The sequence below is a fragment of the Oleiharenicola lentus genome (assembly GCF_051660365.1).
Classification (GTDB): Bacteria; Verrucomicrobiota; Verrucomicrobiia; order Opitutales; family Opitutaceae; genus Lacunisphaera; species Lacunisphaera lenta_A.
In genome coordinates this window covers 1,516,102-1,528,580 of record NZ_JBOZXB010000001.1, presented here as the reverse complement: position 1 = coordinate 1,528,580, position 12,479 = coordinate 1,516,102, and the positions used below count along the sequence as shown (strand labels likewise).

The window sequence follows — 12,479 nt, the reverse complement described above, 5'->3', positions numbered from 1 at the left end:
CTCCGAGCGGGCCGTTGGCATCCCGCGGCCTGCCCGGAGGTCAGGCCCTACCTTCAGCCCGTGCCTCCCCGCGCGGGCTTTTTAGTTTATACCGACGGCGGCTTCGGCAGAAGTTTGGCCACCGCGACCAGCAACACGATGACGACGAGCGCGAGCGCGCCCCAGAAAAGATAGCCGCTGTTCAATCCTGCGAACGGATTTTGTTTTTGTGCAACGGGAGGAGCAGTCCCTTCGAGCGTCGCCACATTCCGGCTGGCGGTGAGCAGTTGCGCGGCAACCAAGGCGAGATCGTAACGCGGGCTCTTGGCCTTGGGATTATCGTAGATGAGCGAAAGATCCTCAGTGTCGGTGACTTTGAAAATCAGGCGGATCACTGGATAAAACGCTTCGACTTTCTCGATTGAGATGGGCGGGTTGTCTCCGTTGTCGGTTTCGATCCACACGGTGTCGGCCTCGGGTATATCGTGCGGATAAAAGGCGAATCCTTTCGGCGAGTCAGGCTCGGCGGTGCGACTCCACGGGCCGCTGGCAAAGTCACGTTCCCGTTCCTCGCCGTTCATGCCGCGATACTTTTCGTAGAGCCGAAATTGGCGTTGGAACAGTGGGGTGTGCGAGGTCAGTCGGAAATAGAAGGTGGGAAATTTGCCGTGCGGCAGTGGCACTTTCCAGATGCTCACGGTGGGTCGTTTGGGGTCATTCGCGACGATGGGCACCACGGTGAGTGCGCGATGAAGGTTCGGTGTCTCCACCACATAAGGAATTTGATTTCCCCTATGCATCACGCGCACATCCGTGCCGAACCGCGAGGCCGCCAGCGTGGCGGCATCGACTTCCAGTTCCTGCACGCCCGGTTTGGTGATGCGGATGGATTTTTTCTGTTTCCATGGAGCGACATCGAGCGGCGCGCCAGTGAGCGGCACTTCGGGCAGGAACGAATCACGCGGCTGGTAGCCCGGCGTCGCGGCGACGGCACCCGCGGTCACGGAGCTCGCTTCGGCGGTGCGCATTTCGCTGGCGAAGGCGGTGAGGTCGTAGCGCGGCGCAGCGATTTGGGCATTTCCGCTGAGCAATCGATACGTGCCGGGCTGCGCCGCCATGAAAAATAAATTGGTCGCGCGCTGCCGGGCTCTTACGCCGGTGATGACGAGCGGCGGCGAGTCGATGTTGGTGATGTGCACAAACAGCTCGCTCGTGCCGGGCACGAAGTTCAGCGGCACCACCAGCTTCGCCCTCGGCTCGGCTCCCGGCAACGCGACGCGATAAAGCGTGTCACTCGCGACGTGATCCTCGCTGGAAATGCCGTCTTGAGTGCGGCGCACGGTAATGGCGACCCGTCGCATGAATAGTGCGTCCTTTACCTCGAATTCCAATTCCGCCAGCGGCACATGCCGGCCTTCCAGCGCCAGCGTGAGCCGCGTTTGCGCGGCGAATTCTTCCTGCCGAACGACCGTGACGCCGACAGTGGTAAGCGGCGGCGACTTGCTACGCTCCGTTACAGGGAAAAGTTTGGCGCGGCTGAATTCGACCGGGCGACTGCGCAAATCGTCGAGCGTGATACGCACGTAAGCAGCGGCGCGGTCGTGCAAGGAGAGCCGCAACTGTTCCACGCCGAACTGGCGGAAGAGCGGTTCGGCGGGCCCGAGCGATTGCCAGTTGGTGCCGTCATCGGAGATTTCAAGGTGGGCGGCTTTGAGGAAAAACGCAGCTGAGGTTTCGAGTTCGATCGCGGCGAGCTTTTGCGTGGTGCCGGATGCGAGCGTGAGTTGCGTGCCGCGCTCAGTCATGGTCGCGGAAAATGTTTTCGGCGCAAATGCCGCCGGCGGCGGTGGAGCCTGCCCCGGATCGCGGTCGATTAAAAAAGGGATTTCCTGCCCAGAGGCATTGATGAGACGCAAATCCGGGAGGCCGGCCCGCGCCGCGTCAAACGTCGCGGCGGTGAGCGGCAGGCGATTAAGACCCGCGGTGGTCACTTCCACGGTTTGCTGGTGCGACCATTCGGTCGGCGTGAGCGCGGCGATCCCGCGACTGAACGCGAAGCAGGCGGAGAGCAGCAGCGCCCCGTTAAGGTTGAGGCGGAGGCGTCTTTTCATGGCTCGGCAGAAAGCGTTGATAGGCGAAGGAGGCGAGCATGGCGATGATCGCGACTGCAAACAGCGCGCCGACCCGGTAGAGCGCCTCAAGTCGCGACAGGTCGTGGAAAAATAATTTCAACAACGTCACGCTCAGTAACGCGATTGCGGCGTAACGCGCGACGCGAGTCTTTTTCCAAAGGCCGAGGCCGAGCAGCACGAGGGCGAACAGCGCCCAGCCAATGGTGTAGGACATGTCGCGCGCGAAATTTCCCGAGAACTGAAATACCAGCGAGCGGCTACCCGCCGGCGTGAAGTAATCGGCGATTTCGATGTTCAACAGCAGGAAGGGGAGGATGAGTCCGCCGGCGTTGAATACCGGCGGAAGTTTGATCCCGAGCAATTCGTCGCGAGGGGCGGCAGCGAGGCGGGCGGCCGTGAACAACGCCGCGGCGGTCAGTCCGTAAGCGTAGAGATACCAATTGAAAATCGGCGTGTCGCCGCGGACATGATAACCCAGCACCGCCGGATTGAGCGCGAGGCGCACGAATGCGATGACCAGCAACGCCGTGCCCGTGGCGCGCAGGCCGGCGTGCGGCACGCGATGGAAAAGCCAGAGCAGCGCCGCGCCTTCCAGCGCCCACGCGGCCGTGAGCCACTGACGCTCGAATTGAACCGGGAAAACAAGCGTGATAAAAAACAGGCCCACGCCGCCGAACCACGCGAGCTGGTTGAGGCGCGCCGGATTTTCCGCGGTCGACAATTTCAAAATCGCGCTGAGGCCTAGCAACGGCACCAGCGAGAGCAGCGCGGGCACGGCGCCGAGAAATTCGTTGGGCCAGCCGAGTTTGATCGTGTCGTGGATCAGCCAAAAGTGAGCCGGCCCCGCGAGCGCGGCGACCGCCCAGGGCCCGGTGAGGCGGATGAATTTTTCCCGGAAAAGAAACGGAAACGCGGAGAATACCGCGAGAAACCCGAGGTGCCATGCCAGCGGCAGGCCCGCTTCGGCTGGACTGAATTGTTTCGCGTGCCACGCGTATTCTACCGCCACGATTCCCGCCAGCGCGCACGCCGGCAGCCACGCGATGACGAGCAACCGCGCCAGACCGAGCGTCAGCACCACGAGGAGCAGGCCCAAGCCAAACACCGCTGAAGGATCCGGCACGCTCAAGCGCGCGCACACCATCACGAGCAAAATGAATGGCAGCAGCGAGGCAAACGCCGGGAGCTGCGCTTGCGTCGTGCCGAAAATTCCCGCGAACCGGTTGGCGCGCACGGATTCCGGCAGCAAATCGCCGAGCTTGCGCGCCAGCCAAAGGCTCGCGGCAAAGAAAAACACCGCGAAAAATCCGATCACCAATAACTGCGATCCACTCAGCGCCGTGGTCACCGGCACGTTCAACACGGACACGCCAGTCGCAAACAACGTCAGCACCAGCACTGCCGCCACCGCGACGAGCGACGCCGTAAACACCGCGAGGATGACCGCCAATAAATCCACGAGTAAAATCGCCGGCCAGATCAGGAACGATGTCGTCTCCAATTTGAAAATCGGAAAGAGCATCAACACCAGTGCGAGCGGTGGGAATAACTGGCTCCACCACGTGGGCGCGCTGGCGGGGTTCTTGCGTTCGAGCAGCAGCGGAAAAACCGTGTGCAGGGCCGCAAATCCCAAGCACGCGCCCAGCGCCCACGGCAACAGTGCGTCGGTGAGCGATTGGGCCGTCCACAGTGAAAGCAACGCGAAACACGCCATGCCGGCGAATGCATGCAGGCGCGGCACGCGTTCATCCCGCCACGCGATTGCGAGCAACAGCACATCGCTTACGAAGATAAATCCGAAGAGCAGCCCCGGACGCGCGCCGATTTCACCCGGCACAATCATGAACAACGCAATGGCCAGCGAGAGCGCCGGCAGGCCGACCGCCGACCAGAGAATCGCGGGAGCGTTTTGCGCAAAACGCCGCGCCACCAGAAACGCGGCGAAGTAAATTCCAGAAAATCCCGTGCACACCGCCATGATCACGGGAGCATTTTCCGGCGTGAACAGCCCGGCGGCCCAGCGGCAAATCAGTGCGCCGTTGATCATCGCGGCCCCGGCGACCAATGCGTGCACTTTCTCCCGCCACGCCAGCGCGAAGACCGTGAGCGTGAGCACAAAAACGAATCCGAAAAACAATCCGGTCGAAAGCGCGGCGCGATCATTCAGAAAAAACCAGCTGAAGCCGAACGCCACCGCAACGAGTCCAATCACGGTCTGGCTGAGCAGCGGCGAAGGGCGGTTCAGCTTTCGCGCGATCTCCAGCGCGGCGAAGAAAATCCCCGTAAACACGACGCACACGGTCATCGCGATGAAAGTTTTTTCTTCGGTGTAGAACTTTCCCGCCCAGCCGAGCATCAACAGCGTCGTGCCGCCCGCGCCGAGCGGCACCAAATAAAACCACGAGCGATGCAGCGCCACGGCGATCAAACCCAGATCGAGCAGCGCGAGGTAACCGAAAAGTCCGAGGGGATTATCCTGCCCGGTGCTGATGAGCAGTGGCGTCAGGAAGCCACCGAGGATGCCGAGCACGGCGACGACCTGCGCGCTTAAGCGCACCGCGAGCACAAACGCCGTCGCGGTGATTAATGTCATCAACAGAAACGTCGGCACCGCGCCGAAAAATTCGAAATGGTAAATCGAGCGACACGCGAACGTAACCGCGTAGAGCGACACGATGCCGGCGGCGATGAGCGTCTGGGCGGTGATCGCATATTTCCCTCGCGCCATTTTCAAGCCGCCCGCCACGAGCCCTGCGCCCAGCACAAAGCCGATGGCGACCCGCACTGCCGGTGGAATCAAATCGTGGTCGAACGAATATTTGACGAAAAACGCGATGCCGAGAAACAGCGCCAGCCCGCCGAGCCACGCGAAAAGTTTCGCGCCCATGAATTGCTCCCAATTGATGTTGTCCAACCAGCTGGGCTTTTCTGGTGGCGGCACATACACCGGCGGCGGTGTTTGCGCGGACGCTTCAGCGTTGGCGAACCACGCCGCGAGTTCTTCGCCCGGTGCGGGGGTGGGTTCGTGTGCGGTAACAGATCGCGGGATCGGCGGCGGCACGCTGGGTGATACCGCGGGTGCCGGGATGATCGGCGCGGGCGGAACCACTACGGGCGCGGGAGGTTGGATGGCGGCGACAATCACCGGTTGCGGCGCAGCCTCGATTGGTTTCGCGCGGATGAATTGCGGCTGCGCGGCGGGCGCGGCTGCGGGCGGTGCGGAAGCGGCCACGGTCTCAAGCCGGCGCACGGCCTGACGCAGCGTCTTGGTTTCCTCATCCAGTAAGTCGAGCCGGCGTCGGAGCGATTCGTTTTCGCGATTTTGCCCGCTGAGTTTGGCAAACGTCCAAATCGGCAGCACAATCAGCGCGACCACCAGGTAGAGAACCAGCAGAACGAAGAGTAATTGCATAGAGGTTGGCCCGCGCCCGTGAATGCCGTGAGCGCCCTGACTTGGCAAGCTCACCGCGGTTCATGACTCAATGGTAGGGCCCGATCTCCGAGCGGGCCGTTTTCTTTTTAACCACAGATGGACACTGATAGACACAGATACCGGACTAAGAACCCGCGTGTCTTTTTGTTGGCCGCAGCTGCGTTCATCCGGATCCATCTGTGGTTAAAATTTATTCCTTTCGGATTTCCCTTAAAATTCTGCGCACGCGTCATTGCTCAGGCTTTTGATTTGCGCGAATCTGCCGACCGCCAACATTCGGCCTCGTGAAAACCATCTGGACGAACCACGACCTGCGGCCAAGCGCGCTGGCACTCTTTAAATCGGAATTGGATAAACGCGGCTACCGCCTCATCCAGTCCGCGAGTTCGACCAAGTCGGTGCTCGCGCAAGGTGCCGCCGATCCCGCGCTGGCCGAGGCCGACATCGCTTACGGCCAGCCCGATGTCGCCGACAGCATGCAGCTGCCGAATCTAAAATGGATCGCGCTCTCGACCGCCGGTTACACGCGCTACGATCGCGACGATTTTCGCGCGGCGTTGAAAGCCCGCGGGGCGGTCGCGACCAATGCGTCGTCGGTGTTCGCCGATCCCTGCGCGCAACAGATGCTCGCGTCGATGCTCGCGCTGGCGCGCAACCTGCCATCGCAACTGCGCAATCAGGACGGCGCGCGCGCGTGGTGTTATTTGGAAGATCGTTTCACCGCGCGCGTCATCACGGGACAAAGCGTGCTGCTCCTTGGTTACGGGGCGATCGCCAAGCGCATGGTGGAACTGCTCACGCCGTTCGGTTGCAAAATCACCGCGTATCGCCGCAAAGCGCGCGGCGATGAAGCCGCGACGATCGTCGACGACGCCGGCCTGCCCGCTGCGTTTGGCACGGCCGATCATGTGATCAACATCCTGCCCGATGCGCCCGAGACGAAAAATTTCATGAATGCCGCGCGTTTCGCGCAAGTGAAGCCCGGCGCGCGTTTCTACAACGTCGGTCGCGGCACCACCGTTGACCAACTCGCGCTCATCGCCGCGCTCGAATCCGGCCACCTCGACGCCGCGTATCTCGACGTGATGGATCCCGAGCCTTTGCCGCCCGAGCACCCGCTGTGGAAAGCGAAGAATTGTTTTATCACCTGCCACATCGGCGGCGGCACGGGGGATCAAGACGACAAACTCATCCACCAATTCATGGAAAACCTCCGCCGTTTCGAAACCGGCGAGCCGATGATCGACCGCATCGCCTGAGCTTAAAAATTTTGAAATGGAGTCTCCAGAAGTTAACTTGCTTTCTTCGGATCGTGACCGTGTCGGGACTTACTTTTCCCCTCGGGCCAAATTACCCTGCGCACCTATGAACCATGACCTTAACACTCGCCGCAACTTTCTCGTGAACGGCGCCGTGCTCGCCGCGACCCCTTGGTCCGCACTGATCGCGGCCGGCAGTGTTGCCTCGACCCAGCCTGACAAACCTGACCATCCGGCAGGTTCGATGCAGATTCACTACTTGGAAATAGTTGCGCGAAATGCCGCCGTCACGTGCAACCTCTATCAGGAGGTCTATGGATTGGTGTTTGGCGAAGCCGACAAAAGTTTGGGCGGCGCTCGCACGGCGCGCCTCGCTGGCGGAACGTTATTAGGAATCAGGTCGCCGATGCATGGAGGAGAAAAGCCGGTGACTCGACCTTACTATCTCGTCGCTGACATTACAGCAGCGGTGGCGGCAGCGACGAAACACGGCGCTGAAATAGCGGTGCCTCCTATGGATATCCCCGGCCGTGGAAAGTGCGCGATTATCATCAGTGACGGAATAGAGTCCGGCCTGTGGCAGATATAAAACCTGGGACTCGGCGGCTGATGTGGCCTCCCCGCTGTTTCGACGGTTGCGTGCTGGATTAAATTCATGAAGAAATGCCACCAAGTATAACGACTGTGGCACTGCTGCAGCGTGCCCGGGTTTTTCGATTTTAGCACCGAATTCCGATCTTCACGATTATTCCCATGGCCGAAAATAAAACCAAACCTACCGCCGCCAGCATTGAGACCTACCTCGCCTCGCGAGCGAACGAACAGCAACGGAGCGACTGCGCCGAGTTGATGGCTCTGCTCAAAAAAATCACGCGACAGGAGCCCAAGATGTGGGGGCCGAGTATCGTCGGCTATGGCTCCTATAAATACACCTATGAAAGCGGCCGAACCGGCGAGGCGCCGCTGGCGGGCTTTGCGATTCGCGGGCGGGAGCTCGTGCTTTATTTGATGGTCGAGGGCGCGTCGCAGCAGGCTTTGTTGAGCAAGGTCGGCAAACACAAGTTCGGCAAAGCGTGTCTGTATTTCAAACAGCTGGCCGATCTCGACAAGGCCGTGCTCGAAAAACTGATCGTCGGTTCGATCGCAGAAGTGAAAAAACAGTATGGTTAAGAAAAGACTGAATCTGGAAAACTCACGCCGAGTCTGTTGCTGCTCTGAATTTTAACCCACCCACCCATCCCCATGCGCAAAGCAATCTCAGTCCTTTTTTTTATCCTCTTCGTGCTCACCCTGCCTGGTTTGATCGCCGGGTTTAGGCATGCGCCGAACGCGAGTTTCCTCATCGGCCAAGCGGTCTTCACGCTGATCATGCTGATTCTGGGCATTTACTTCTGGAAGCCGACCGCACCCAAAGAGCAAAAATAAAGCGCCCGCATTCAAGGCGTGGATGTGTTCATGGTGAATTAATTCACCCGGATTTCATGGGGAGTTCATCGGGCTTTCATGCGGCGCGTGCAGACTGGGCGCATCGAAAACAAATCTATGGAGAAAACACTCATGAAATCCTCGGTGACTAATCTGGCGATGGCGCTCGGTTTTATCTTGGCCGGCGTGGCGATCTGCGCCGCCGGTATTTATGTCGGTGAAACCGACGACGCGCCCGGCGCGGCGCTGCTGGGCCTCGTCCTGATGATCGGCTTGGTGGTGCTCGGCATCAGAAAAGCACGGCGGAAATCGTGATTTAATTTAATCAGACAAGCGTCGTAGTGGGGCGCAGTTTGGACGCTCAGGCCTGTGGCGAACTAATTGGTTTGCGGGAACGCCACACGTGCCACGTCACGGAGCCGGCGATATTATCGGGAATCGGCGTGCCCGCGATTTTTAAAGCCAGCTTGATCTGGCCGTGGTGATAGCCTTCGTGAAAAGTCAGCAGGTGGATCAGGTGAATCGGATGGGCGTAATCGCGGTCGAGATCACGCCCGGCTTCCACGCGTCGGCGCACCGCTTCGCGCACACACTGGGCGCTGGCGAAAAGGCATTCCGCGATTCGTTCAGCATTTAGTTCAACGGCCCATTCCTGCGGAGGAGCCTTGGCACCGATCTCTGGAGCTTCTTCTTCGACCGAGATCATCCGCTCGTGGTGCATGTGCATAAACATCTGCGACACGGTCGGGCTGGTGGCCGTGGCGCGTGCCTCCAAGCCGCCCGGGGGCACGCAGCGCAGCAGGTTGACGAGCACGGTGTTGTTGCGATCCCAAGCATCAAGCACGGCGGCGAGCAGGGAGTGTTCGGAGAGAGTGCGCGTGGTCATGGGAATTTTCTACCGCAGGGCTAGCCAGCCATAGAGGAAGCCGAACGCGACAAAGAGCACGCTGAGGGCGTGGTAGCTCAATTTCAGCCACGCGTTCGAGAGGTGAGGTTTGGAGTCGTAGAAAATCGCGACACCGAGACGGGCGATCCAGAAAAGCGCGATGAAACCACAGACGCTGCGCGCGAGCGGCGTGCCGGAAATAAGGTCGGGCGCGCAGAATAGGCTCACGACACCCATCGCAATGATCGTGCCGGTCGTGTAGTAGTGATACACTTGACCCATTTGCCGGAGAAGCGGCGAAACGCGTTCGAGCGCTTCGTGCCAGCCGAGGTGGATCGGTGCGTAGATGATCGCCGCGAGCGAAAGCAAATGCGCGATGGCGGCGAGGCGGACGAGGGTGGTGGGGTCGAGATCGAGTGGCATGAGACCAGCGCGAATCCTAAGGGCAGTTAGGGATAACCGCCCCTGCCTTTCGGGGCGCTTTACTGTTTATACACCGTGCCGGCTTTCATCACGAAAGTGATTTTCGTGAGCAAGCTGATGTCGGCGAGCGGATCGCCAACGACGGCGACGAGGTCGGCGTATTTTCCTTTTTCAACGGTGCCGAGGTCTTTTTCGGCATCGAGCAGTTTGGCGCCTTCGAGCGTGGCGGACTGGATTGCTTTCATTGGCGGCATGCCGGCTTCGACCATGTAGATAAATTCCTTCGCGTTGTCGCCGTGCGGGGCGACGCCTTGGTCGGTGCCGAACGCGATCTTCACGCCGGCGGCGTAGGCTTTTTGAAACGTGGCTTGAATGAGCGGGCCGATGGCGGCGGCTTTCGGGCGGACGATGGTGGGGAAGTAGCCGTCGATTTTGGATTTCTCGGCGACGAAACGTCCGGCGCTGATCGTGGGCACGTAGTAAGTGCCGTGTTGCTTCATGAGTGCGATGGTTTCGTCGGACATGTAGGTGCCGTGTTCGATAGAAGCGACGCCGGCTTTGATGGCGCGTTGCATGCCTTCGTCGCCGTGGGCGTGGGCGGCGACTTTCAGGCCGTAATCTTTGGCGGTGGTCACGACCGCTTTGACTTCGTCTTCGGTGAAGAGCGGGGCCTGGCCGCTTTTGGCGAGGCTGAGCACGCCGCCGGTCGCGGCGATTTTGATCAGGTCGGCGCCATCTTTGTAGCGCTGGCGCACGACGCGGCGGATTTCATCGGGACTGTTGGCGATGCCGGTCTGTTCTTCGCTCAGCAAATGCTGGAGTTTATTGTTGAGGCCGTTGGTGCCGTCGCCGTGACCGCCGGTGGTGGACACGCTGCCGGCCGCGAAGATGCGCGGCCCAATGATCCAGCCCTTGGCGGTGGCGTTGCGCATCGCGATGTTCAGGTTTTCGCCCGCCCCGCAATCGCGCACGGTCGTGAAGCCAGCGAGTAATGTTTTCTTCGCATACGTCGTGGCGCGGAGCGCGACGTCGGCCGGGTTCATATAAAAGCCCTCGGCGTAGCCGGCGGCGCCGGATTGTTCGCCGGTGATGTGGACGTGCATGTCCATGAGGCCGGGCAGCACGGTGGCGTTTTTCAAATCGATCACGGTGTCGCCTTCGCTCGCTGCGGTGAAACCGTCGGCGATGCTGGCGAAGCGCTCGCCGTCGATGACAATGGTGACATTTTTGCGGACCGTGTCGCTGCGGCCGTCGATGAGCGAGCCGGCGTGAACGAGGGTTTTGGCGGAGGCGAGGGTGGCCGCGAACAGCGCGGCGCCGGTGAGTGCGGTGGAGAAAAAGCGCATGGCGCGGTTCTGCCGTGAGCGACGCGGGCGCGCAACTGTCAACTCTGCGTCTCGGCGCGGGAAATGCGGTGTTCGTCGAAAACCTGCGTCCGCCCCTGACTTTCTCGCGTAGTTCGGGAATAACCCAACGTGTCAGCACTCTTACCCCCGCCACCCGATTTGAGTGAAGCCCCCAATTTCCACCCTGCGCCGCGCGACCTCACGTCCGTTTCGTGCGGGGAGAAAACCACAACCCTAAATCCCAGTTGATATGAATAAGACCAACAAGACGATCATCATGGCTGCGGCCATTGCCGGCCTCTACGCCGGAGCACTCACCCTCAAGGCCACCGCGGCTGAAGCCGGCGCCAAAGCTCCCGCGACGGAAAAAGGCAAAGATGCCTGCAAGGGCAAAGACGGTTGCAAGGGTAAGGACACCTGCAAATCCGCCGACGGCAAAGACACGTGTAAGGCCAAAGATGCCTGCAAAGGCAAAGACACGTGCAAGAGCGCCGATGGCAAAGACACCTGCAAGGCGAAGGAATCCTGCAAGGCCGCGGAAGCTCCCAAGAAGTAATCTTCCCGCGTCCCGGCCGGATCCATTGAGGATTTGGTCGGAATTGATTTTACGGAGGCCGGCTCACGCAGTCCGGCCTCTTTGTTCTCCGGCTCGCTTTGCGCGGAATCCCGCGCAAGCTGGCCGCCACGTCAGCCCGCTTGTTCCTCCGCTCATGCCCGCTAATCCTTACAACGGCTACACCGACTACGGTATCGGCCTCGGCCTGCGTGTGCCGCACTACGACCACATCCTGTCGGAGAAACCGACGGTCGATTGGTTCGAGATTATTTCCGAGACGTTCATGGTCGATGGCGGGCGTCCGCTGGAAGTGCTGGAGCGCATCCTCGCGCAATACCGCGTCGTGCAACACGGCGTCTCGCTCTACTTCGGTTCGGCCGACGCGCCCGACCGCACACACCTTAAAAAACTAAAAGCCCTCACGAAGCGCACGAAGACGCCGTGGCTTTCCGATCATTTGTGTTGGGGCAGCGTCGATGGCACGTATTCGCACGATCTGCTGCCGATGCCTTACACGAAAGCCGCGGCGAAAAGCACCGCCGCGAAAATCCGCATGGTGCGCGATTATCTCGAAATCCCCATCGCCGTCGAAAACGTCAGCTCCTACACCGAGTATCATGTTTCCGAGATGACCGAGTGGGAATTTCTCACCGAGGTCGTCGAGCAAGCCGACTGCGGAATTTTGCTCGATGTGAACAACATCTACGTGTCGTCGAAGAACCACAAATTTGATCCTTACGATTACTTGAACGGCGTGCCTGCCGAACGCGTCGCGCAAATCCACATCGCCGGCCATACGAAGTTTGAGAAATACATCCTCGATACGCACGACCACCCTGTGCTCGACCCCGTGTGGAAACTCTATGCGCACGCGATCAGGCGCTGTGGTGTGACCGCAACATTGCTCGAATGGGACGACAAGATTCCGTCCTTTCAGGAAGTTTACGACGAGGCGATGAAAGCGAATGAATACATCGCGGATGCGCGTGCGGCGCAAAAGCCGAAGCGCCAGTCTGCTAAAAGCGCTCGGGCCTGATTTT

12 protein-coding genes are annotated in these 12,479 nt (G+C 60.3%); 7 read left to right on the top strand and 5 right to left on the bottom strand.

Translation table 11 applies throughout. From position 1 onward, the window contains the following. Positions 1 to 86 precede the first annotated feature (86 nt). Both ACRRQW_RS05560 and ACRRQW_RS05555 read right to left on the bottom strand, forming a co-directional pair. Positions 87 to 2,090, bottom strand: a complete 2,004-nt coding sequence (locus ACRRQW_RS05560) for a DUF3999 family protein (protein ID WP_438480272.1) — start codon at positions 2,088 to 2,090, stop codon at positions 87 to 89. Further along, the gene (locus ACRRQW_RS05555) at positions 2,062 to 5,523 is read right to left on the bottom strand and encodes a DUF2339 domain-containing protein (protein WP_438480271.1); all 3,462 of its coding nucleotides are present in this window, start codon (positions 5,521 to 5,523) and stop codon (positions 2,062 to 2,064) included. The genes ACRRQW_RS05560 and ACRRQW_RS05555 overlap by 29 nt, the downstream gene beginning before the upstream one ends. Positions 5,524 to 5,828: 305 nt before the next feature. Between ACRRQW_RS05555 and ACRRQW_RS05550 the strand changes: the two genes are divergently transcribed. The 5 genes from ACRRQW_RS05550 (at position 5,829) to ACRRQW_RS05530 (ending at position 8,543) form a co-directional block, all read left to right on the top strand. Next, positions 5,829 to 6,803, top strand: coding sequence for a D-2-hydroxyacid dehydrogenase (locus ACRRQW_RS05550; protein WP_438480270.1), 975 nt, complete (start codon positions 5,829 to 5,831; stop codon positions 6,801 to 6,803). A gap of 106 nt (positions 6,804 to 6,909) precedes the next feature. Beyond that, on the top strand, positions 6,910 to 7,392 hold the full coding sequence (locus ACRRQW_RS05545; RefSeq protein WP_438480269.1) for a VOC family protein: 483 nt from the start codon (positions 6,910 to 6,912) through the stop codon (positions 7,390 to 7,392). Between the two features lie 164 nt (positions 7,393 to 7,556). Further along, the gene (locus ACRRQW_RS05540) at positions 7,557 to 7,973 is read left to right on the top strand and encodes a DUF1801 domain-containing protein (protein ID WP_438480268.1); all 417 of its coding nucleotides are present in this window, start codon (positions 7,557 to 7,559) and stop codon (positions 7,971 to 7,973) included. A gap of 72 nt (positions 7,974 to 8,045) precedes the next feature. Beyond that, positions 8,046 to 8,228, top strand: coding sequence for a hypothetical protein (locus tag ACRRQW_RS05535; protein ID WP_438480267.1), 183 nt, complete (start codon positions 8,046 to 8,048; stop codon positions 8,226 to 8,228). A gap of 132 nt (positions 8,229 to 8,360) precedes the next feature. Further along, a complete protein-coding gene (locus ACRRQW_RS05530) occupies positions 8,361 to 8,543 on the top strand; it encodes a hypothetical protein (protein ID WP_438480266.1) in 183 nt (60 codons plus the stop codon). 46 nt (positions 8,544 to 8,589) lie between these two features. Here the strand turns inward: ACRRQW_RS05530 and ACRRQW_RS05525 are convergent, their stop codons facing one another. From ACRRQW_RS05525 to ACRRQW_RS05515, 3 genes are read right to left on the bottom strand one after another with little or no spacing between them, the layout of a single operon-like run. Further along, entirely contained in the window at positions 8,590 to 9,114 is a 525-nt protein-coding gene (locus ACRRQW_RS05525; RefSeq protein WP_438480265.1) for a DinB family protein, read from the bottom strand. Between the two features lie 9 nt (positions 9,115 to 9,123). Next, positions 9,124 to 9,537 (bottom strand): hypothetical protein, encoded by a 414-nt coding sequence (locus tag ACRRQW_RS05520; protein WP_438480264.1) that lies wholly within the window; start codon positions 9,535 to 9,537, stop codon positions 9,124 to 9,126. A 59-nt stretch (positions 9,538 to 9,596) separates the two neighbouring features. After that, positions 9,597 to 10,883, bottom strand: a complete 1,287-nt coding sequence (locus tag ACRRQW_RS05515) for an amidohydrolase family protein (protein WP_438480263.1) — start codon at positions 10,881 to 10,883, stop codon at positions 9,597 to 9,599. Positions 10,884 to 11,133: 250 nt separating this feature from the next. On the opposite strand from ACRRQW_RS05515, the gene ACRRQW_RS05510 reads away from it, so the two are divergent. Both ACRRQW_RS05510 and bufB read left to right on the top strand, forming a co-directional pair. Then, positions 11,134 to 11,439: a hypothetical protein gene (locus tag ACRRQW_RS05510; protein WP_438480262.1), complete on the top strand. Its 306-nt coding sequence runs from the start codon at positions 11,134 to 11,136 to the stop codon at positions 11,437 to 11,439. 154 nt (positions 11,440 to 11,593) lie between these two features. Further along, positions 11,594 to 12,475 carry an MNIO family bufferin maturase gene (bufB, locus tag ACRRQW_RS05505; protein ID WP_438480261.1) on the top strand — a complete coding sequence of 294 codons (882 nt, stop codon included), beginning with the start codon at positions 11,594 to 11,596 and terminating at the stop codon, positions 12,473 to 12,475. Positions 12,476 to 12,479: the final 4 nt, after the last annotated feature.

Excerpts from the sequence above, each read along its gene's own strand:
- ACRRQW_RS05560 (WP_438480272.1), bottom strand. The coding sequence starts at position 2,090 with ATGAAAAGACGCCTCCGCCTCAACCTTAACGGGGCGCTGCTGCTCTCC.
- ACRRQW_RS05555 (WP_438480271.1), bottom strand. The coding sequence starts at position 5,523 with ATGCAATTACTCTTCGTTCTGCTGGTTCTCTACCTGGTGGTCGCGCTG.
- ACRRQW_RS05545 (WP_438480269.1), top strand. The coding sequence starts at position 6,910 with ATGAACCATGACCTTAACACTCGCCGCAACTTTCTCGTGAACGGCGCC.
- ACRRQW_RS05540 (WP_438480268.1), top strand. The coding sequence starts at position 7,557 with ATGGCCGAAAATAAAACCAAACCTACCGCCGCCAGCATTGAGACCTAC.
- ACRRQW_RS05535 (WP_438480267.1), top strand. The coding sequence starts at position 8,046 with ATGCGCAAAGCAATCTCAGTCCTTTTTTTTATCCTCTTCGTGCTCACC.
- ACRRQW_RS05530 (WP_438480266.1), top strand. The coding sequence starts at position 8,361 with ATGAAATCCTCGGTGACTAATCTGGCGATGGCGCTCGGTTTTATCTTG.
- ACRRQW_RS05525 (WP_438480265.1), bottom strand. The coding sequence starts at position 9,114 with ATGACCACGCGCACTCTCTCCGAACACTCCCTGCTCGCCGCCGTGCTT.
- ACRRQW_RS05520 (WP_438480264.1), bottom strand. The coding sequence starts at position 9,537 with ATGCCACTCGATCTCGACCCCACCACCCTCGTCCGCCTCGCCGCCATC.
- ACRRQW_RS05515 (WP_438480263.1), bottom strand. The coding sequence starts at position 10,883 with ATGCGCTTTTTCTCCACCGCACTCACCGGCGCCGCGCTGTTCGCGGCC.
- ACRRQW_RS05510 (WP_438480262.1), top strand. The coding sequence starts at position 11,134 with ATGAATAAGACCAACAAGACGATCATCATGGCTGCGGCCATTGCCGGC.
- bufB (WP_438480261.1), top strand. The coding sequence starts at position 11,594 with ATGCCCGCTAATCCTTACAACGGCTACACCGACTACGGTATCGGCCTC.